The sequence below is a fragment of the Thermofilum uzonense genome (genome assembly GCF_000993805.1).
Lineage (GTDB): Archaea > Thermoproteota > Thermoprotei > Thermofilales > Thermofilaceae > Thermofilum > Thermofilum uzonense.
Genome location: NZ_CP009961.1, coordinates 662,512 through 682,778, shown reverse-complemented (window position 1 = coordinate 682,778; position 20,267 = coordinate 662,512). Strand labels below are relative to the sequence as shown.

At 50.9% G+C, this 20,267-nt stretch carries 18 protein-coding genes; 13 read left to right on the top strand and 5 right to left on the bottom strand.

The features are described 5' to 3' along the window. Positions 1–8 precede the first annotated feature (8 nt). From MA03_RS03445 to MA03_RS03425, 5 genes are all read left to right on the top strand, one after another. The gene (locus MA03_RS03445; protein WP_052883939.1) at positions 9–539 is read left to right on the top strand and encodes a magnesium-dependent phosphatase-1; all 531 of its coding nucleotides are present in this window, start codon (positions 9–11) and stop codon (positions 537–539) included. A 58-nt stretch (positions 540–597) separates the two neighbouring features. After that, positions 598–1,707, top strand: coding sequence for a pyridoxal-phosphate dependent enzyme (locus MA03_RS03440; protein WP_191118724.1), 1,110 nt, complete (start codon positions 598–600; stop codon positions 1,705–1,707). Between the two features lie 94 nt (positions 1,708–1,801). After that, positions 1,802–3,154: a rhomboid family intramembrane serine protease gene (locus MA03_RS03435; RefSeq protein ID WP_052883937.1), complete on the top strand. Its 1,353-nt coding sequence runs from the start codon at positions 1,802–1,804 to the stop codon at positions 3,152–3,154. Between the two features lie 153 nt (positions 3,155–3,307). Continuing rightward, positions 3,308–3,934: a hypothetical protein gene (locus MA03_RS03430; RefSeq protein ID WP_052883936.1), complete on the top strand. Its 627-nt coding sequence runs from the start codon at positions 3,308–3,310 to the stop codon at positions 3,932–3,934. Between the two features lie 4 nt (positions 3,935–3,938). After that, the gene (locus MA03_RS03425; protein ID WP_052883935.1) at positions 3,939–4,289 is read left to right on the top strand and encodes a transcriptional regulator; all 351 of its coding nucleotides are present in this window, start codon (positions 3,939–3,941) and stop codon (positions 4,287–4,289) included. A 229-nt stretch (positions 4,290–4,518) separates the two neighbouring features. Here MA03_RS03425 and MA03_RS03420 read toward each other — a convergent pair whose 3' ends face one another. Next, a complete protein-coding gene (locus MA03_RS03420; protein ID WP_191118723.1) occupies positions 4,519–4,770 on the bottom strand; it encodes a hypothetical protein in 252 nt (83 codons plus the stop codon). Positions 4,771–4,814: 44 nt separating this feature from the next. Continuing rightward, entirely contained in the window at positions 4,815–5,006 is a 192-nt protein-coding gene (locus MA03_RS03415) for a hypothetical protein (protein WP_191118722.1), read from the bottom strand. Between the two features lie 588 nt (positions 5,007–5,594). Here MA03_RS03415 and MA03_RS03410 point away from each other — a divergent pair. From MA03_RS03410 to MA03_RS03375, 8 genes are all read left to right on the top strand, one after another. Next, positions 5,595–8,279: a cation-translocating P-type ATPase gene (locus MA03_RS03410; RefSeq protein WP_052883932.1), complete on the top strand. Its 2,685-nt coding sequence runs from the start codon at positions 5,595–5,597 to the stop codon at positions 8,277–8,279. A 79-nt stretch (positions 8,280–8,358) separates the two neighbouring features. Continuing rightward, positions 8,359–9,645: a phenylacetate--CoA ligase family protein gene (locus MA03_RS03405; protein WP_052883931.1), complete on the top strand. Its 1,287-nt coding sequence runs from the start codon at positions 8,359–8,361 to the stop codon at positions 9,643–9,645. Further along, entirely contained in the window at positions 9,642–11,075 is a 1,434-nt protein-coding gene (locus tag MA03_RS03400) for an acyl-CoA reductase (protein ID WP_052883930.1), read from the top strand. The genes MA03_RS03405 and MA03_RS03400 overlap by 4 nt, the downstream gene beginning before the upstream one ends. 2 nt (positions 11,076–11,077) lie before the next feature. Further along, positions 11,078–12,073, top strand: coding sequence for an NAD-dependent epimerase/dehydratase family protein (locus MA03_RS03395; protein ID WP_052883929.1), 996 nt, complete (start codon positions 11,078–11,080; stop codon positions 12,071–12,073). Positions 12,074–12,186: 113 nt separating this feature from the next. Further along, positions 12,187–12,651, top strand: a complete 465-nt coding sequence (locus MA03_RS03390; protein WP_052883928.1) for an archaellin/type IV pilin N-terminal domain-containing protein — start codon at positions 12,187–12,189, stop codon at positions 12,649–12,651. Positions 12,652–12,951: 300 nt separating this feature from the next. Beyond that, positions 12,952–14,292, top strand: a complete 1,341-nt coding sequence (locus MA03_RS03385) for an ABC transporter substrate-binding protein (RefSeq protein WP_052883927.1) — start codon at positions 12,952–12,954, stop codon at positions 14,290–14,292. 46 nt (positions 14,293–14,338) lie between these two features. Further along, positions 14,339–15,205, top strand: coding sequence for a carbohydrate ABC transporter permease (locus MA03_RS03380; protein ID WP_191118721.1), 867 nt, complete (start codon positions 14,339–14,341; stop codon positions 15,203–15,205). A 5-nt stretch (positions 15,206–15,210) separates the two neighbouring features. Further along, positions 15,211–16,017 carry a carbohydrate ABC transporter permease gene (locus MA03_RS03375; RefSeq protein ID WP_052884881.1) on the top strand — a complete coding sequence of 269 codons (807 nt, stop codon included), beginning with the start codon at positions 15,211–15,213 and terminating at the stop codon, positions 16,015–16,017. Positions 16,018–16,066: 49 nt separating this feature from the next. Here MA03_RS03375 and MA03_RS03370 read toward each other — a convergent pair whose 3' ends face one another. From MA03_RS03370 to MA03_RS03360, 3 genes are all read right to left on the bottom strand, one after another. Then, on the bottom strand, positions 16,067–16,594 hold the full coding sequence (locus MA03_RS03370; RefSeq protein ID WP_052883926.1) for a hypothetical protein: 528 nt from the start codon (positions 16,592–16,594) through the stop codon (positions 16,067–16,069). Positions 16,595–16,714: 120 nt separating this feature from the next. Continuing rightward, positions 16,715–18,535 (bottom strand): ABC transporter ATP-binding protein, encoded by a 1,821-nt coding sequence (locus MA03_RS03365; RefSeq protein ID WP_052883925.1) that lies wholly within the window; start codon positions 18,533–18,535, stop codon positions 16,715–16,717. Continuing rightward, positions 18,514–20,205 carry an ABC transporter ATP-binding protein gene (locus tag MA03_RS03360; RefSeq protein WP_052883924.1) on the bottom strand — a complete coding sequence of 564 codons (1,692 nt, stop codon included), beginning with the start codon at positions 20,203–20,205 and terminating at the stop codon, positions 18,514–18,516. Before MA03_RS03360 ends, MA03_RS03365 begins: the two co-directional genes overlap by 22 nt. Positions 20,206–20,267: the final 62 nt, after the last annotated feature.

The window sequence follows — 20,267 nt, the reverse complement described above, 5'->3', positions numbered from 1 at the left end:
GAGATGTGATGAGGATTACAAAGCTGAAGCCTTTTCCTATAACAAATAAATACCCTCTAACCCTGGAACAAAACGTGAGGCTACTTATACTTGACCTAGACAGGACGCTGTGGAGCCACCCCGATATCTCGACGACTAGCCCCCCTTACAGACGTGTTTCCGATGAGGAGCTTGTTGATTCGAACGGTGAAGTCATAAAGTTGAACCCATGCGCAAGAAAATTGTTGGAGGATGCAAGGGTAAAAGGTGTACTTTTAGCCGTCGCGAGCTGGAACTACCCCGAAAAAGGAATGTCGGCTCTGGAGGCTTTCGGCTTAAGCGATTACTTCAAAGTCATTGTCATAGAGCCCCACCCATTCAAGGATAAGATGATCCGTAAAATACTCGGAGTCCTCAATGTGAAGCCTGAGGAAGCGGTCTTCGTCGACGATAACCCAGCGATATGTGAGAGGGTCTCCAAGGCATTCCCATCACTGAAGGTCTTAAACCTTGGGAGAGACCTCATGAGCTTATGCGAACTTTTCGACATGCTAGGATAATATCTTCTCATTAGAGGGTAAGAGATAAGGTGATATATCCTCGAAACACGTTTAAATCGTGGCGTCCTTCCGCCTAAAATGTCCCTCCTGTGGACGCGAATATCCTCTCAACGAGCCAATCTGGTCCTGCATTTGCGGCTCGCCCCTACTCATCGAAGGACACTTTTCATTCAAACCTCTCGAAGGAGTTAAAGGGATGTGGCGTTACAAGTTATCCTTGCCCCTACCTGAAGGCGTTGAACCCGTTAGCCTAGGTGAAGGCGGGACACCCGTAGTTAAAACGCGAATCAACGGGGTGAACGTCCACTTTAAACTCGAGTTCATGAACCCCACGGGCTCCTTCAAGGATAGAGGCTCAAGCCTAGCCATAAGCAATCTGAAAGCCTGGGGGGTACGGGAGATCGTCATCGATAGCTCTGGGAACGCGGGAGCATCTCTATCAGCGTATGCCTCAGCGGCGGGCATCAAATGTAGAGTATACACTCCAGCCAGAGCGCCTATAGGTAAGAAGACGCAGATAAAGGCATATGGTGCTGAGCTTGTCGAGGTTGAGGGTGGACGAGAAGAGGCTACCAGGCGGGCTCTCAGGGAACTAGGTAAGGGTTATTACGCTAGTCATTTGTGGAGCCCCTTCTTCCCGGAGGCGAACACCACGATAGCATATGAGTTCTTTGAGGAGTACGGTGCACCCGACGCTGTAATAGCACCTGTCGGCAGCGGAGGCATTATACTAGGCCTGGCCTGGGGATTCCAGAGGCTCTATGCCCAGGGGCTCCTAGACTCTCTCCCGAGATTATACGGGGTTCAAGCCGCTTCAAATACTCCCGTCTACGAGGCTTTCCATGGTAGGCCTCCCGAGTTTAGAGAGGATGAGGTTCTAGCTGACGGCGTGGCTGTAAAAAGTCCTCCGAGACTCCGAGAAATAGTCGAGAGCATTAAGCTCTCAAGGGGCGATGTACTTCTGGTACGAAACGATGAGATAGTAGTGGGTGTGAAATCCCTAGCCAAGCTGGGGCTCTTCGTAGAGCCGACAAGTGCTACAGTGTATCCTGCATTGAAAAGGCTGATCGAGACAGGTAAGCTTTCAAGAGGTGATAGTGTCTTAGTACCCCTGACAGGTTCAGGCTTGAAGGCTATTGAGAAGATATCTAGGATTTTACCTTTTTAGTAGAATAGATTACAGCGATTCAAGCAAGAAAATACTTTATCGCTTGAAGGGCTATCATTTATATAATGTCTTACATGATTCTATATCGGGACACATGGGTATAGCCTATCCACACTACGAGGAAATCGAGCACGTTAGACCCATCGCCACAATCGGGCTTGTAGTCGCAAACGTCGTGATTTACCTTCTCACGTCGATTAACAACGGCTTCCTCGCCGTGGAGGATGTGTGGGTACAGGCATTCGCGTTTGTCCCAGCCTTCATCATGAAGCCAGAAGCCTTCTACCGCATCTTCACCTCAATGTTTTTGCACGCAAACCTAGCTCACATCTTCTTCAACATGCTCTACCTCTACACGTTCGGTAAGCAAGTTGAAGTCGCGACAGGGGCCAGACGCTTCCTAGCATTATACTTCCTAAGCGGCATTCTAGCCACAATATTTCATACAGCCTTCATACCGGTCGAAGGCGCTTCCTCCGCGTTTATTCCCGCCCTGGGGGCAAGCGGTGCTATAAGCGGCGTTCTAGGGGCCTATCTCCTACTGTTCCCAGGCACGAGGCTGACCATGTGCTTCTTCTACTTCTTCATACCTTTCTGCTTCACTACGCGTGCCGCGGCCTACATTCTCTTCTGGTTCGCGACACAGATAGTTCAAGGCTACCTTGGAGCAAGCCTCGGGGTAGCGGTTTTCGCCCACGCCGGTGGCTTCATAGGAGGCATAGCGTTACTGCCGATCGTCCTAGACCTTGAGAGACTAGGAATGCTTCGAGTCTACGCGTCGATGAAAAGGTTCTTCTTCAACGTCTTCTTCGTGAAGCCAGGCCTGGGGACACTATCAAAGGCAATACTAGTCCTCCTCATAGGCCTAACTGCTGCTGGGGCACTATACTCGGCCCTCGTCGGAGCAACCACGGGTGGTGTAAACAAGATCCTAGACATAAGTGCTGCCTCTTGCACGACGCCTTCAGGGTGCCAAGCCGGCTACGTGAACGAGAGCGTAATCGTACAGCTTAACAACGGGAAACTCGACTACACACCTATATCGACCAGCGAGGTTAGAGTAGTTTTCAACAGGCTTAACGCCGCAAACCTAGTCTACAACAACCAATATATAGGCAGGACTGTCGACGTAAGGCTCGCCACGACGGGTAGAGTCCAAGGGATCCCGGTAAAGGTGGTAATCAATGCGACTCTAAGCTACGACAAGTTTGGCCTCATAAACTCAGGCTCAGGCACAGTGGAGACAGAGGTTCTCCAGTGCGACCCCATAACGGGTAGATGCGCTAAGGGAGGCATCATGACATACAGTTTCTTCGTCTCCACCGCTGCAAGCATGGTCGGCTTCCAGGGCATACCTATAACCCAATTAGCGGCTCTCGCCTTCCTAGTCTCGCTGGGGTCAATAATTGTCATAGGAAGGTCTGAAAAATTCGAGATAATCGCATAGCGGATAAAAGCGTGTTATTTTGCTCAGCTCTCCAAATCTTTTAAACTGTTTTACATTCTATCAGTATATTCAGTCCAATTCACGTTCTCTTAATTTAAGAGTTTAAACTGGTTATAAATTACAGCAGTTTGATTTCATATATTGGGTGTAACAATGGCTGAAAACTTTGTTAAAGAGGCCTCTGACATTTTCCAACTAGCCTCAAAGCTCAGAAAGTATTTTGTCTCAGTCGCCTCGGCTTACCAATTCCTCTTTATTGGCAGTTTTATGACCGCATACTGGCTACTAGTTGTTTCTCTAGCGTTTGCTTTAGGGAACACGAGTGCCTTCTACTGGAATGGCGCCGCCGTGGCCTCACTTATACCACTTGTAGGGGGCTTAATTGCTGCGCTGAGAAGCATTCCTCAACTTGAATCAAGAAAGAGGTTCTCATTGAAGGAAGCAGCCCTATTCGGGGCCTCCTTCACAGTATTTTATACACTGCCCGTCTCCCCGAGATGGATTTGGTTTAGCATAGCCTGGTACCCATCGATAGCAGTCTCACTACTAGGTCTACACTTGCTTTACGAGAGAGACGCATGGAAGAGGGGAGAGATACTTTCTAGACCCCTTTTAGTCTCGTCCATAATTCTCATAGTTACCTCGCCTCTCATCGTTTACGTCACGCTCAATAATTACCTGGCGGGCTGGTTCCTATCGCTAGGCTTGATGCTGCTCAGCTATACTGTTTCAGCGCTAATAGCTCTTATGGCGTCCAGGAAAATCTTTTTTGCCCAGTGATACTATGAAGGCTAATCTAGCTGAATTATTGCAGGAGCTAGACCCGATCCTTATGAACCCGAAACGCTTCATGATAGTAACTCTGCTATACACAATAGGCGGTATGACGATGGGGGAACTAAGAAAAAGCCTCGGAATAAATTGGGGCGACCTGGACACGCACCTCCGCCGCCTGGCCGAGAATGGCTACATTGAGCTCTGGAGGGAGCCCGGTAAACACAAGGGCCTCGAAGTCAAAGTCTATCTATCCGAGCTCGGGCGCAAAAAATACGAGGAACTAGGAGAGAAGCTCAAAGGACTCCTGGAAAAAATATTTTTTAAAGATTCTCCCATATTAACTGATTATTCCTTATAGATCAGTACTACGCCTGTAGTCCCACCAAAAAGTCTATTCTTTATTCTATCCCCTATGAGTTTAGGATTTAACCATTCACAGTTTGCTAGGGGTAGACTCCCAGCAATACAAGCTAATATGCGTCTTTTTCCTTACTCGGTCTCGAGGCCTAGTACTTCCCTGCCCACGTGCATCTTCATGGGAATGATACCTGAGAAATTAAATACTCGGAAGCCCCGAGATAGATCCTTTAAAAAGACGTGCGTATCGCCTTTACCTTGACCTGTAGCGTCCCGCTTCCCCTGAGCCTTACAAGCTTTAATGTTTCCTTTAAAATTTCAAGGCAAGGTATGGATGCCTCAAAGCGGGGCTTAACGCTTGGCGGGATACCCCTATCAGCAGGCAGCCTGAGACGTATGAATTTTTCACGCCAATAATAAACTGTCATTGAGAGCCCTGAGTCACCGAGTTCTAGATCTACTCGCCGAGCAATACTCTTCAAAGACTCGAGTATTGAGGCTAGGGGCAGGCTGTCGAGGCCCAGACTTAGAGGCTGCAGAGCACCCTCAATACTATCAACCGCTGCTCAGCAACACCCATGACCCTCAGCCCAGCATCAATAGACGAGACTAGAAGCCTAGAAGCATCGAGGCTCAGCCACAATGTACCGCCGATAAGGCTTGGCGCCAAAACACGAAGGTCGATGTTCTTAACGATAACCGTTGGAGTAGCGGTCATTTCCCCCACTCTACCACTACCTAGACCTTATAAGACAAACAAAACGCCTAGACCTCTAAAACCGACCACGTTCAGCTGATACTAAACAAGAGCCCGGGTTTAGGACGGATCGCTTGTCTGAGGGATTCAGAGGGCTCTATTTAAGACTAGTTGAATACCTGTGGGGCTCTTCATCGACCATTACAACCGATGATGTACGCGAGTCCCCTAGAAGTGGGTTTTAACCGCGGCGAAGATCATCCCTTACGGTTTCAAGGTAGAAGGTGATGATTCTGCTTTCAGGCTATTAAGGGCGAGAATTAAATAGTACACGTGAAAAAATGATTTTGGGTACGGGTTACGCTGACGGTTTAAGATAGGATATTACCACTTATATCTCTCCCATTCAAATGCTTGGCTTAGTGAGAATTTCGACTAGCCATAGACCCATCCGAGGAGGAGGTCATAATTCTCAATATTTTTTAAAGATGTTGCGGTATTGACCTTTATTTATTTATCAAGTTCAACCAAACAATGCACGCTTTAGAGCAAAGGTAATTAAGCCAGGTCAATAACGTGGAGCAAGTGATCCGGTGATGGTGGCAAGATATGAGGCCATTGCTCCCAGAGCAGCTCTACACTACTTTAGGCACATCCCCCGAAGGACTTACCTGGGAGGAAGCCAAGCGTAGACTCTCTAAATATGGGTTTAACGTCTTCTCGATAAGGAAAGAACGTTTTAGAAACCTTAAGAAGTTTCTAAAGCACCTAGTAGATCCTCTCTCTTTACTACTACTCATAGCGAGTACTCTATCCTTCGCAATAGGGTCCAATAACCTAGGAATAGCAATACTTGTCCTGACAATTCTTAACGCTACCCTTAACACGCTGCAAGAGTGGCGTGCCGAGAAAGCCGTCGAGAAGCTTAAAGCATGGATGCCATCATACGCCAAGGTGGTACGCGAAGGCAAGACAGCTATAATACCAGTAAGCGAAGTCGTACCAGGAGACATCATAATTGTAGAGGAAGGCGACAAGGTTCCCGCGGACGCCGTCCTCATAGAGGCGCACGACCTCTGGGTTAGCAATATTCCCCTTACAGGCGAGTCTGTCCCAATCCAGAAGACTGTGGATGACCTGGAAGAGGAGTATTCCTCGTACCTTGAAATGCCTAACGTGATACTTGCCGGCACCACGGTTGTACGTGGGTACGGGAAGGCGCTCGTGTTCGCTACTGGGCAGCGCACAGCTTTTGGAGACGTTGTCAGGCTTACTCAAGAGGTTAAGGAAGAGGAAAGCCCTCTCGAGAAAGAGATAGCCTCGCTCGCGAGAACCACATTTTCCATCGCGATGCTGGTCGGCTTCATCTTCTTCGTAGTAAGCTTCGTCTTCCTGCACCAAACCCTCTACGACAGCATGCTCTTTATGATAGGTGTGATGACGGCCTTGGTCCCTGAAGGCCTCCAGATAACGGTCTCCATGGCCCTAGCCCTTGCGGTTGTTGACATGGCTAGGCGCAACGTCCTAGTCAAGCGGCTGTCCTCTGTCCAGACACTAGGAAGCGTGACTGTGATTGGAACAGACAAAACTGGGACTATAACGAAAGGGGAGATGATGGTCGCACGTGTCTGGGTCTACGACCGAGAATACCAGGTCACGGGCTCCGGCTACGAGCCTAAGGGCGAGTTCATCTTAAATCGGTCCCCGAGTATTCAGAGGGATCCAGTCCTAGAAAAACTCTTAACCGCTGCTGTGCTCTCATCAAACTCTCAACTCCAACCTCCCGAGGGTGGCAAGGGAATATGGAGGGTTATCGGTGATCCTACCGATGCGGCTTTGCTAATAGCGGCTCTCAAGTATGGTCTCGACAGGGAGGCTCTCCTGAGGCAGTACGAGCTGGTCAAGCGCTCCTCTCTAGACCCCTCAAAAAAGACCATATACGTTATATTCGAGAGGAACGGGAGTAGAGTCCTCTTCTTAAAGGGGGCTCCCAGGGGAGTGATAAGCTCCTCGAATAAGATCATGGTTGACGGCGAGATTAAAGACTTCTCTCCGGATTTAAGGAAGCGGGTCGAGGAGAAGATAAGAGAGATGGGGGAAGCTGGGCTAAGAGTAATCGGTGTAGCCTACGGTGAAGACACTGAGACCGACTCAGGGTTAGTGTTCCTCGGTTTGATAGGCATAATAGACCCTCCCAGGCCAGAAGTCCCAGAGTTCGTAGCGAAGGCGAAGAAGGGTGGGATCAAGATTATAATACTGACGGGCGACTACGGACCCACGGCTAAGGCAATAGCTAGGAGCGTAGGAATCGTAGGGGAAAACGCAAGGATCATAAAGGGGGCAGAGCTTGAGAAGATGAGCGATGAGGAGCTTGCCGAGATACTTAGAAGAGAGGAAGTAATTTTCTCAAGAGTCACCCCTGAACAAAAGCTCAGGGTCCTACGCGTCTTAAAGCGTAACGGTGAAGTAGTAGCCATGGTCGGCGATGGCGTCAACGATGCCCCCTCCTTAAAAGAGGCTGACATCGGCGTCGCCATGGGCGTAACAGGCACAGACGTTGCTAGAGAAGTAGCAGACGTCGTTCTACTCGACGACAGCTTCGCGTCTATAGTGAAAGGTATAGAACTCGGGAGGGCTATATTCGAAAACATCAAGAAGTTCGTAACATACGTCTTTGCGCACAACTGGGCCGAGCTATTTCCATTTCTCGCCTTTATTCTAGGAGGAATACCGCTTCCCCTCACAGTCACACAGGTCCTAGCGATAGACCTCGTTATAGACGTCATACCGTCCATCGGGCTCAGCAGGGAGCCACCCGAGCCAGGGGTCATGGAAGAGCCACCCCTAAGCAAAAGCGAAAGGTTGTTTGACAGGAAGGCGATAATAAGGTCCTTCCTATTAGGCTTCACTGCATCCATGCTCGCCCTCTACAATTGTATATCCCTCTGGACTAGTGCAGGCTGGCATCCCGGCACTCCACTCGATTATTCCTCGGACGTTTATATTGCAGGGGTCACAATGACCTTCGCTACGATAGTGTTCGCGCAGATGGGCAACCTTATAGCCTCGCGTAAAAAGAGAGGCCCCCTCATCGACTCATCTCTAATACGCGACAAGTGGATACTTCTAAGCCTTGCCTCCCAGCTCCTCATCCTCCTCGCGCTGATATATCATCCAGCCCTACAACCGATATTCCAGACACACCCCCTCACCATACAGGAGTGGCTTCGAGTAACACCCGCATTCATCGTAGGAATGACTCTCAGCCATCTTCTAGCAAAGGCGGGACTCTAACGGGTTTATCAATTACTTCTGTTCTCCTTTTCAAGCATTAGACAAAGTTTATTTTGTCAATTAACGAAGAAACCCATGTATGTCTAGTCTACCAAGCTACGAATGGTTAGAGGGAAAGGCCCGGGAAAGCCGTTTTCTCAACGACCCACACGTTACGAGACTAGTAGAGCTTGCAAGGGACAAGAGCCTTTTCGAAAAATCACCCAGCTACCTTTCAAACCTTAGGAGAGACCTACTGAGAAGCTCTCTGAAATTCTTTGCGAGAAATAGTGAGTTCTATGAGAAGCTCTTAGCCAATCTCGGAATTGATCCCGATGCAGCAGAGCTGGAAGACCTCGCTAAGCTTGCCGTGCCCTCGGATCTGTTAAGGGGGGATGGGATAAAGAGATTCCTCATACCCAGCCGCGATGAGGGAGGCTTCACATTTAGATCAAGCGGGACAAGCGGTAAAAAACCTGTCAGAATATACCGTAGCCCTCTCGAGCTCTTGTTAATGACTGTGGCCAACGCTAACCTATTCGAGTACGTCTACGGCGGCGAGCTTAAGCAAGGGGAGGGGCTCGCCCTTTTCCTAGCGGCTGAGGAGCTTAAGAACCACTTGAACTTCGTCGCCTTCGTTGATCTCGCACTTCAATACAAGAAGATAAGGCTTCTATACGGGATGGACTTGGTTCCCGAGAGCGGCGACACCCCTTTATGGAAGAGACTCGTCCCCAACACGAAGAGGATAGCCGAGTTTATCAAGAGCAGGGAAGAGCCAAAGCTCTTCTTTTCAGCTCCAGCTGGTGTCCATCTTGTATCGCAGCAGTTTGCAGGCCTAGGACTGCTAAAGAAGGCTCTTTACAAGCTAGCCCTTGGCGCGCCTCCAATTGACCTGGGTAGAGGAGGCGTCATAGTAACCGGGGGAGGCTCAAAGGGGCTTCAAGTCCCAGAGTACTATGTAATTGTCGAAGAGGCAAGGAGAGTCTTCAAGGCTGAGGATAAGGATACTGGAGGAGAAGTCCCCGTCCCATTCATGGACGTGCTAGGCATGACTGAAACCCTCACCGCGCTCCTAGACAACTACGGAGTCATGCACAAGATACCGCATCCCCTACAGGAGGTCTTCCTTCTAGACCCCAAAACATACAAGCCCATGGAGCAATACAACAAGGACGGGCTACTAGCGATATACGACCCACTCGCCGTATCCTGGCTTGAAGTCTTCATACCGGGCGACATTGTGAGGCAGGTCCCCTCAGACAGGTATTATGGACGCGAATTCATCTATGTCAGGAGGCTAACAGAGGAAGAGGGTTGGAGCCTACAGAGAGCATGCGGTGGGACCCTCGAGGAGCTCATGATAAGGGGCGGGGAGATCCAATGAGCATCGAAGTCCCCGTATTCTACCCCGGCATAGACTCCAAAGGCATAGAGCATGTAAAGCATGAGGACTTAGTCCTACACGAGGTAAAAGCCGACTGGCTAATACCACTGCTGAAGGCGGCGCCCTCGACACAGCAAGAACTAGCAAACACACCGCTAAAACAGAGATTAAAGGCTATAAGCATGCTGGGAGAAGAATGGCTTGAAAAGCTTGAAAGCGGAAAGCTATCCCGGCTCAAGGAGGAGCTAGCAAGGGCGACAGGATACCCGCTAAAACTCATAGACCTCGAGTTCGACTTCGTGGCCGAGGTACTTAACCAAGAGAACCTGGTGAGGATCCTAGACGTGTCCCTCACAGGAGGGGCTGAAAGCCTGGAGAGACTAGTAGAGCTGGCGCCAGGCGAGCGTGTTAGGACAATGCCCGCGGGGCCCGTTTTAATAATAGGCTCAGGGAACTCGATAATCCCTCCACTCATCCCAACAACTCTTTCTATCGTCACGGGAAACTTCACGATACTCCGGCCCTCCATAACAAACATAAAAGCAGTACAAGAAGTCTACTCGCCACTCCAAAACCTACCAAACGACGACCCACTCAGGAGAGCCCTAATGGTGGGATACTACGCCCACGAGAGCCGCAACCTCAAGACACTCCTCGAAAAAGCCCCCCTGGGCGTCGTTAACTACTGGGGTGGGGAGCCGGGCAGAACGCTTGTAGCGCACATGTTAGCGGTCAACCCCTACAGGCCTAGGTTTATAGTTAATGGGCCCATGACGGGCTTCGCGATAATAGACTCGGAGCACGTGGACCAACAGACTGCAGAGAGACTAGCCCTAGAAATGATACTCTACGAGCAACAACTCTGCAACTCGCCGACCCAGGCAGCCCTAATAGGGCCTCGACACGAGGCAATCCAGTTCGCCGAGATGCTTGCGTCAGCACTCGAGAAAATAGGACAGGAGTACTACTTGCAGAGCGAGACTCTTCCCTACGCCCTCTTCGTCCTTATCAGAAGCCTTGAGCTGGCGGGCGCGAAGGTATTAGCCAGCACCGACCCTAGAAACCCCTGGACAATAGTTGTGTCGGAGAACGACAGCGCTCTCGCAAAGCTTCCAAAAGATGCCCTGCTCCCCCTTCACTATAGAAGAAGGTTCATAGAGATTGTCGCCGTCCAGAATACTAAGGAGGCCCTAGCTTTAATCGAGACACTGCCAAAGAACCCTGCATACCAAGGCGTGGACAAGGTTCAGACAATCGCGATAGCCTTAACCCCCGACAAGATCGCCGAGATAGAGAAAAACCTTCACAGACTAGGAGTCTACAGGGTTGTCCCCCTCGGCGAGAGCTACCTCAGAACACCCCTTGAACCCTATGACGGTCTTTATCTTCCCCAGGCCTTCACATATACTGTCTACTTAAGGGTGAGGTGACGATGAAGATCCTAGTCACGGGGGCCTCGGGTTTCCTAGGCGGTCACCTCGTGGAAGAGCTTGTAAGCAAGGGCTACACTGTTAGAGCACTTGTACGCCCCACCAGCGACACCAGGCTCCTAGAAGCCCTTGGAGTCGAGCTCTACAAGGGAGACATAACGAAACCCTGGACACTCCCCGGAGCGGTCAAGGGGGTCGACTCCGTAATCCACCTTGCAGCCTACTACACCTTCTTCGGAAAAAAGGAGCTATACGAGCTGGTAAACGTGAGGGGGACGGAGTGGCTCGCCACAGCCGCTATTGAAAGCGGGGTCTATCGATTCATATACTGCAGCAGCACCGAGGCCATTGGTCCAGTCTTAAACCCGCCGGGAGACGAGAACACCCCCCTTAGACCCCAGTTCGAATACGGCAAGTCCAAGGCCAGGGCAGAGCAAGTCGTGAGAAAACTCTCAGAGAAAGGCCTGAAATATACGATTATAAGGCCCTCCGGCATCTATGGTCCGAGAAACGTCGACGACGTCTCATACTGGTTCATCACGAGCTATGCGAAGGGAGGCCTAGCCAGCAAGGTCAAGATAGGATCAGGAGAAAACCTGGTACAGTTCGCACACGTGAAGGATGTCGTCCAAGGCTTCATCCTCGCCCTCGAAAAAGAAAACGCGGTAAACCAGACATACGTCATCAGCGAGGACAAGTGGTACACCTACAACCAGGTCTACCAGATCCTCCACGAGCTAACAGGCATGGGGCCGCCCAGCATCACCCTACCCCCAGGACTCGCAAAGATACTAATAGCCCCACTCGAGATCTACGACCGCGTAACACGCCAAGGCAACCTAATGCACCGCACAGCACTCGCAGACTCCGTCACCACGAACAGGGCCTACAGCGTCGAGAAAGCCAGAAAAGAGCTAGGCTACAAGCCACGCTACAACCTGAAACAAGGACTCAAGGAGACAATAGAATGGTACCGCGAAAACCACTACCTAGACTAGCCCCACGTCCCTAAATTTCAAAATTATAAATTGAAACCCCAACCTTACATTTTTAAAGTTCCAAAATACAGCATAGGAAAAATATTTAAGCAACCCATCCTTAATACATTTGTATGACCACAAGAAAAGGCATTTCCCCAGTAATAGCGACAGTAATAATAGTAGCCGTGACAATCGCAGTAGCCATAGCAGTAGCCTTCTGGATGACAGGCATCGTAGGCCTCTTCACAGGCTTCGAGCAGGTACAAGTAGTGAGCGCTGTACCCAATTTCAATAATGGTCAGTTCACTATTACAATTACAGTGAAAAACACAGGTACCGCCCCAGCCTCCCCAGACAACGTATTCATAAACGGAGTACCCTTTACTAATCCTCCGATAGCCGTTACTTATAACAATACCCAATGGAACCCCGGCGAAGCTAAGCCCCTTCCTCCAGGCGCACAGGCCACTATCATAATCAGTTTTAATGATCGCACTGGCTGGGCTGGGGGCACGTTGACCCACGGCGTCTCGGTCGAGATAAAGATTCATACTGCTGCTGGGAAAGAATACCCCAAGCTCGTAGTACTACCATAAATTATTTTAGATTTTTATCTCTTTTAACAAAGACTGGCTTTTTATTTCATTTTCACCTAGAAAAAGTTATTATGGAATCTTTAGCAGGCATTTTCCAGCCGAGATTTAGCTGCCAAAGGGGGAGCATGCTTTCCTTTATTCGTTGTTGATGCGTCGTTTGGGGTGAGGGTTGTTTTTGTAAAGTTTAGATGAAAGGGTTTACATTCGTTTTGATAGAGTTTTTCATTGACTATATTACTATATTACTATAATTACTTAACTAGGAAAAAATATATATGACGGTTTTATGATGCAATATTTGTGGCGGAGGGAAAGCAGAAAAAGGGTTTACCGACTAGCATCTTGCTCGCTCTTGCTGTGGTTGTTACCGCGGTTATTGTCGGCGTTGCAGCATACTACATATTCGGCCAGGCACCGAAGCCTCAGGCGAATCTACTCGAGATATACCATTGGTGGACGTCTGGCGGTGAGAAGGCAGCCATCGACGCTCTCGTAGCGGTGTTCCAGAAGAAGTACCCTGACGTGGGGGTTATTCAGAGCCCCGTGGCGGGTGGCGCGGGCTATGTCTTCAAGTCTGTGATGAAGTCCATGGTTGCGGCGGGGGAGGCTCCGGACGCCTTCCAGGTGCACGCGGGCTACGAGATGAAGCCTTACGTTGACGCAGGTTTTCTTGAACCGATAGACGACCTGTGGAGGCAGGAGGGATGGGAGAGCGTCTTCCCGCCCGTTGTCAGGGACATGGTGAGCTGGGGCGGGCACTACTATGCTGTGCCCGTGAACATTCACAGGGCTAACGTTCTCTGGTACAATAAGAAGATACTGGATCAGTACGGTATTGACCCGTCGACGCTGGAGACGTGGGACGGCTTCTTCGCCGCGTGCGAGAAGCTGCGAGCCGCGGGAATACAGTATCCTATAGCGATGGGGGGTATTGGCAAGTGGGAGATAGCACACGTTATTGAGCAGATATTTGTGAGCCAGGGCGTCGACTTTTACCAGGATCTTGTGAACGGGAAGCTGAACGACCCTAACGACCCGAGGCTGGTCAACGCGTTTAACATCATGAAGAAGTATATGAACTACGTCAACCCTGACTACGCGTCCCTGACCTGGGATCAAGCTGTAGCCAAGGTTATCAGGGGCGAGGCCGCCTTCACGATAATGGGGGACTGGGCTAACGGCGAGTTCTATGTGGCTGGGAAGCAGTTCGGGGTCGACTACGGGGCGATGCCTTCTCCGGGGACGAAGGGCATCTATGTGCTCGTGGTTGACTGTTTCGAGAAGCCTAAGGGAGCGAAGCACCCTGAAAACTCTATAAAGTGGTTAAGGGTCGTCGGCTCGAGGGAGGGACAGGACGCCTTCAACCCGATTAAGGGCTCTATTTCAGCTCGACTGGACGCAGACGTAACAAAGTATGGGCCCTACCAGAGAGCTGCCATACAGGACTTCAAGACTGCGAAGTACATGGTGCCTAGCATTGTCCATGGTAGCGGGGCTCCGGAGAAGTTTGCCAGTGCCTTCAACGATATTGCCTCAAAGTTCGCCGCTGACAGGGATGTGGCGGCTGCGTGCAAGGCCATCATAGACGCTATCAATGCGGCTAAGTCAGACTATACGAAGACGTGGCACTTGACGGGTTAAAGTCAATCATTAAATAATTTTTTCTCTAAAAATAATGGTGAGCATGATGTCTTTTAGTGGGAAGACGTTGATTACGCTACTTTTCCTCTTGTTCATATCCCTAGCATTCTTCTTCGTTTATGCTCTAATCGGTTGGAACGTTCTCCTGTCCTTTACAGAGAGCCGGGGCCTCTCTATAACCTATCAGTTCGCGGGGCTCGAGCAGTACTACAAGGCTGTCAATGACCCAGTCTTTTACACTTCTCTGAAGAACAATGCCCTGCTAATAATTCTCTTTATTCCCGGCACAATGGGTATAGGCCTCATGCTAGCCGTACTGATGAACACTGTGTCATCAAGGCTCGAGGGATTCTTCAGGACGGTTTTCCTGATGCCGTTCTCCCTCTCATTCGTCGTAACAGCGGCGATGTGGGCATGGATGTTCAACTACTCTTTTGGCGTCCTCAACTCTATCCTGTCAACACTCCTTGGGCTGCGCGTAAACTGGCTAGGCGACCCCGGTCTAGCTCTATACAGCGTGATACTAGCGCTCGTCTGGCAGTTCTCAGGCTACACGGCTCTGATATTCTTAGCGGGTATAAAGTCGATACCGGTATCCCAGCTTGAAGCGGCGATGGTTGACGGGGCTTCTAGCCTTCAAGTCTACGGCTCGATCATTCTCCCACAGCTTAAGCCATGGTTTCTCTCCTCATTCGTAGTGCTCATGGTCTTTGCCTTGAAAGCCTTCGACTTCATATTTGTCCTCACGAACGGGGGGCCAGGAGTGTCAACCTACGTGCTAGCATTACTGATGTACCGGCGCGCGTTTTTCGAGACGGACTTTCCTTATGGCGCGGCTCTGGCAACCATCCTACTATTAGTGGTAGTAGCAGTGGTCGCTCCTTATCTGGCTTTTTCGCTTAGGAAGAGGTGAGAGTCGTGAGGCGAGCCGAGCTATTAGCCGCAGCTATTCTGGCCTTGTTTGTAGCCTTGTGGCTACTGCCTTTCTGGGCCGTCCTAATGACGTCGCTCAAGGACGACACTGAGGCGAGGCTTACTCTCCCGGTTGCTCCTCCAACCAGGCCGACTCTGTACCCCTTCTTCAGGGCTTTTGATTTAATGAAGCAGGGGCTTTTCAACAGCCTTGTATTCACGGTGCTAGCCACTATCTTTTCAACCGTTATCGGGAGCCTTAACGGGTACTTCCTGGCTAAAATAAGGTACTCTGACATCCTCATCCTGCTCCTAAGCTTCGGCATATTCATCCCCTACCATGCAGTCGCTATACCCCTGCTAATCGTTACCAGCCGACTCGGACTCTACAACTCGCTCCTTGGGCTAACCCTCGTCCACACGGCCTACGGGATACCCATCTGCACCCTCTTCTTTACGAGCTTCCTGAGCGAGCTGCCCCAGAGCCTCATAGACGCGGCACGCGTCGACGGCGCCGACGAGACGACGATTTACACGAGAGTTGTTCTCCCGGTATCGTGGCCGGCCTTTGTTGTTACAGCTGTCTTCCAGTTCACCAGTATATGGAACGACTTTCTCTTCGGCCTAATACTAACCCAGGGCGTAAACCAGCCTGCAAGCGTCGTGCTCGCCAACCTTCTTGGCACAACGGCTGCCGAGTGGAATACTCAGATGGCCGGGACCTTCCTCTACGCCTTTCCGGTAGTTCTGGTATACTTCCTCCTCGGGAAATACCTGGTGAGAGGCTATCTTGCTGGAGCAATAAAGGCTTGAGCCCGGAAAAATCATTTTTTCGTGAACTTTTACTATAATAACTCTTATCTCAAGGGGTTTCTGGAACCGGCTCTGGTTCTTCCTCAGGCACGACTACGAGCTTTAGTGTCACCGTGGCTTCTCCCGTGGACTCCCAGCCAATGCTGAGCTTTGCCTGGTAGTCGCCAGGCTGGATGAGTATAGGGCCGTCGTATCCAGGTATAATCATCATTATTCTGACGCACTGGGCATCGCCCATCTGGTAGAAGCAGGGCATTGGGATGCTGTAGTGTCTAGGTCCCTGCAGCTCGACTATACCGCTAAGGCTGAAAACAGCTTTTCCATCGGCCTTGACTATCACTGGTTTAAACCTCACCTTCATGGGTTTGTCGAAGATCAGTGTGCCCAGCTGGAAGGTGGTGTTTCCCCTCCCCTTGCTGATTTTTATAACTATTTCTTGATCGTCAGAGGGGGTTGTCGTATTGGCTTGATTCGCCTGCGTGGGTAAAGGTAGTTTGAGAATCCCTACCTCGTGTAGTGTGAAGGCTATTAGGATGGCTGCCGCCGCCAAAACTGCTCCTATTATTTTTCCAGTCACGCTCAGGAAGGCTATCGGAGGCTATGTAAAACTAACGTAGCGGGGCTACGTAGCCAGGTTACGTCTAGACCCTGGCGTGAGAGTCCAATGAACCAAAAAAATAGAGGATCTGTGATCCTCTTATTTTCTAGTCTTTGTTGCTGTTTGCACTACCTTTACAAGGGTCTCGGCGAGGTCTGATACCTGGGCTATCCATAGCCTGTAGTACGTGCCCCTCAGGCGGAGGAGTTCCTCGTGCCTCCCCTGTTCGACTACCTTGCCGTCTCTCAGGACGTATATCCTGTCAGCGTTGCGTATCGCCGCTAGCCTGTGGGCTATGACTATGAGGGTGGCTTTTTCCTCGCGTATCATCCTCTGGAGCTCCTGGAGTATGTTCAGCTCTGTGACTACGTCTAGGTTGCTCGTAGCCTCGTCTAGGACGAGGACTCTGGGCTTCGATACTATCGCCCTTAGTAGGGATAAGAGTTGTCTCTGCCCTTTTGAGAGGTTCTTGCCCTCCTCGACTATCTCGCCGTCAAGCCCGCCTGGAATGCTTTCTATTATGCTTTTCACACCCAGTCTCCCGATAAGCTCCTCGACCTCCGCGCGTGGGGCTTTTCTGCTAGCAGTGATGTTGTCTATAACCTTGCCGGATATGGCTGAGGGCTCCTGGGGCACATAGGCTACCACGCTCCTGAGATACTTAAGGTCGTACTCCTCGACAGGCGTCCCGTCCAGGAGTATCGAGCCTGACTCGGGCTCGTAGAAGCGGAGTAGGAGCTTGGCCAGGGTCGTCTTGCCGCTGCCAGTGGGACCTACGACGGCGACCATCTCGCCTGGATGCGCCTCGATGCTCACCCCCTTCAAGACTGGTAGCCCTTCCTCGTACGAGAAAGTTACCTCTTTCACCTCTACATGTCCCTCGACTGGTTTTACCAGGCTACCGCTCACCTCCTGCTCCATGTTTAGCAGGCTTGTAACCCTCTCTGTGGAGACAAGCACGGACTGGAAGGAGTTTATGTACATCGCTAGTAGCTGGAGGGGCATGAAGAACATGTTGAGGTAGCCGAAGAAGGCTACAAGGATTCCAGGAGTGAGCCTGCCGGATGCGATGAGCATGCCTCCATAGTAGAGTATTAGTGCGACTCCAGCAACCCTTATCGCTGAAAGCGTGGGGTTGACTGCTGATACGACTCGGGTGGCCTCGACGTTCGACTCCATGTAGGCCCTGCTCACCTGCTCAAACTCCGATTCTCGCGAGCCTCTCCTGTGGATGAACGTCTTGACGACGGCTGCCCCCGAGGCGTCCTGCTCCACACGCGCAGAGACCTCTGCTATCATCCTCCTAGCCCTCGTGAACGCAGCTCTAGCCCTGCGGGCGAAGTAGAAGCTCACAAGGAACACTGAGACAACTAGGGGTAGGATGACTAGGGAGAGCTCGGTGCTGAGTGTGAACATTATGAAGAATGCCCCTATCATTGTCAGGAGGTCTACGATGAACTCTACGAGCCCCTGGGTGAACATGTCGGAGATGACGTCGACGTCGTTCATTACCCTGGAGACTATCTTTCCTGTAAGTTCACCCCTGAGCTTTACAACCTTCGAGCCGAGGATTGACCGCATAAGCCTCTCGCGCAGGTCCCGGACGAATCTCTGCCCGGCTATAGCTGTGGCGTAAACCCTTTCCACGCCCGAGGCCCAGAAGACTAGGGCTGCGGCAAGATAAGCGGCCGAAAATACGAGTATCCCGTTAAAGTTCTTGGACAAGGCAGAGTCTATTATTCTCCCGGTTAGTAGAGGGAATAGCAGGTTAGCCCCCAGCCTGACTACTGCTGCCAATACTATTATTGCAAAATACTTTGTATACGGCTTGAGTAGGGGGAGAACCCTCGACGCAACCTCCCTTAAGGGTATCTTGGCCTCCTGCTCGTCAAGCCTGCCTAAGTCATGCCACCATGCCATACCTGGCCCACCTCAGCTCTTGCCTTTAACTCGGCGACGATACGGCCCTCATCCAGAACAAGGACCCTGTCGGCCAACGCCATCGTGCTTGGACGCTGGGTTATGACGATAATCGTGTGCCCCTTAAGGTTCCTCGTTAAAGCGTCATAAATCGCCTTCTCAGTCTCAGCGTCTACCTCCGAAGTCGTGTCGTCGAGAACTATAACCTTCGGCTTAGCCAGAAGAGCCCTTGCAAGTGCTACACGCTGTCTTTGTCCACCGCTGAGGGTGACCCCCCTTTCGCCCACAAGTGTGTTGTAGCCCTCGGGGAGACTAGAGATGAATTCATGGATGTTCGCGAGCTTGGCTGCATGCATTACCTCATCGTCCGTGGCCTCAGGTCTGGCGAAGGCGATATTGTTCCTGATGGTGTCCGGGAATAGATAAATGTCCTGGTGCACTATAGTTACGTTTCTTCTCAGCGACTCGAGTCTAACGTTTCTTATGTCCTGTCCGTCAATGAGTATCTGGCCCTTCTGGGGGTCCATAAGCCTTATCAGCAGCGATGCAAGGGTGCTTTTACCGCTTCCCGGAGGGCCTGTTATGGCTACTATCTCACCAGGCTTGACCTCGAAGCTTAAGCCTCTCAAAACATACCTTTCACCATCGTATGCAAACCAGACGTCTTTGAACTCGACCCTCCCATGGATAACCCTCAACTCAACAGCATCAGGTTTATCCTCTACGTCAGGCTTCATGCCTAGAACGTCCTGAACCCTTGCGAGCGCTACGCGGGCTCTCTCCATGTTGACTATCAAGAAGCCGAGATTAGTAAGGGGCCATGAGACCATACCCGCGTACATCGTGAAGGCTGTCACATCGCCCACTGTGAGTCTCCCCGCGGCTAACTCGAGACCACCGTACAGAAGGATTATTACGAGGGCCACGTTGTTCAGGAGGTTAAGGCTCGGCCAGAGTATCGCACGTAGCCAGCCGGCCTTTATAAGTGCCTCAGTGTACCTCTCGTTGTGCGCGTTGAAGCGCCTAAGCATGTACTCGGCAGCGTTGACGGCCTTGATGGGTATAATGGACACTATGGTCTCTTGGAGTATGGTTGACATCCTAGCGTATTCTTGTCTCGAGATGTCAAACTGGTGGCGTATCCTTGGAGATAGTGATCTCGAAAGAAGAGGGAGCACGATCAAGACGGACAGCGTGAACAGTGTCAGTTTAACGTTCAATGTCAGCATCGCTACTACTGAGAAGACTACAAGGACGAGGCCCCCGAGGAACATCGTGAGCACCTCGAAGAAACTCTTTACCTGCTCCACGTCTCCCGTGACGCGTGCGACGAGCCCACCAGCGCCATGCTTGTGTATGAAGGATATCGAGAGCTCGTGGAGCTTCTTGTAGAGCTCGACTCGCAGATCATAGGCTATCCCCTCCGAGAGCCTACGCGCGTTTACACCCTGTACATAGCTGAAGAAGCCCTGAGAAACTGTTAGGGCTACGAACAGGGCTAGGAGTGGTGGGAGAGCCTCCCATCTTAAAGAGACTGCTAGATCCACTGCTCGTTTTGCTACGAGGGGGCCATAGGTCCCGGTTAAGGCTGCAAGGAGGGCTGAAGTCGTGGCTAGGACTGCCTCCCGTTTATGTCTAGGCACATATGAGAGGAGGTCTGCTAAACGCACTCTCTATAGCACCGTCTATAGATATAGTTCCATTTTCTATATAAGTTATGCTTTGAGTGGAA

Excerpts from the sequence above, each read along its gene's own strand:
- MA03_RS03445 (WP_052883939.1), top strand. The coding sequence starts at position 9 with ATGAGGATTACAAAGCTGAAGCCTTTTCCTATAACAAATAAATACCCT.
- MA03_RS03435 (WP_052883937.1), top strand. The coding sequence starts at position 1,802 with ATGGGTATAGCCTATCCACACTACGAGGAAATCGAGCACGTTAGACCC.
- MA03_RS03430 (WP_052883936.1), top strand. The coding sequence starts at position 3,308 with ATGGCTGAAAACTTTGTTAAAGAGGCCTCTGACATTTTCCAACTAGCC.
- MA03_RS03425 (WP_052883935.1), top strand. The coding sequence starts at position 3,939 with ATGAAGGCTAATCTAGCTGAATTATTGCAGGAGCTAGACCCGATCCTT.
- MA03_RS03415 (WP_191118722.1), bottom strand. The coding sequence starts at position 5,006 with ATGACCGCTACTCCAACGGTTATCGTTAAGAACATCGACCTTCGTGTT.
- MA03_RS03410 (WP_052883932.1), top strand. The coding sequence starts at position 5,595 with ATGAGGCCATTGCTCCCAGAGCAGCTCTACACTACTTTAGGCACATCC.
- MA03_RS03405 (WP_052883931.1), top strand. The coding sequence starts at position 8,359 with ATGTCTAGTCTACCAAGCTACGAATGGTTAGAGGGAAAGGCCCGGGAA.
- MA03_RS03400 (WP_052883930.1), top strand. The coding sequence starts at position 9,642 with ATGAGCATCGAAGTCCCCGTATTCTACCCCGGCATAGACTCCAAAGGC.
- MA03_RS03395 (WP_052883929.1), top strand. The coding sequence starts at position 11,078 with ATGAAGATCCTAGTCACGGGGGCCTCGGGTTTCCTAGGCGGTCACCTC.
- MA03_RS03390 (WP_052883928.1), top strand. The coding sequence starts at position 12,187 with ATGACCACAAGAAAAGGCATTTCCCCAGTAATAGCGACAGTAATAATA.
- MA03_RS03380 (WP_191118721.1), top strand. The coding sequence starts at position 14,339 with ATGTCTTTTAGTGGGAAGACGTTGATTACGCTACTTTTCCTCTTGTTC.
- MA03_RS03365 (WP_052883925.1), bottom strand. The coding sequence starts at position 18,535 with ATGGCATGGTGGCATGACTTAGGCAGGCTTGACGAGCAGGAGGCCAAG.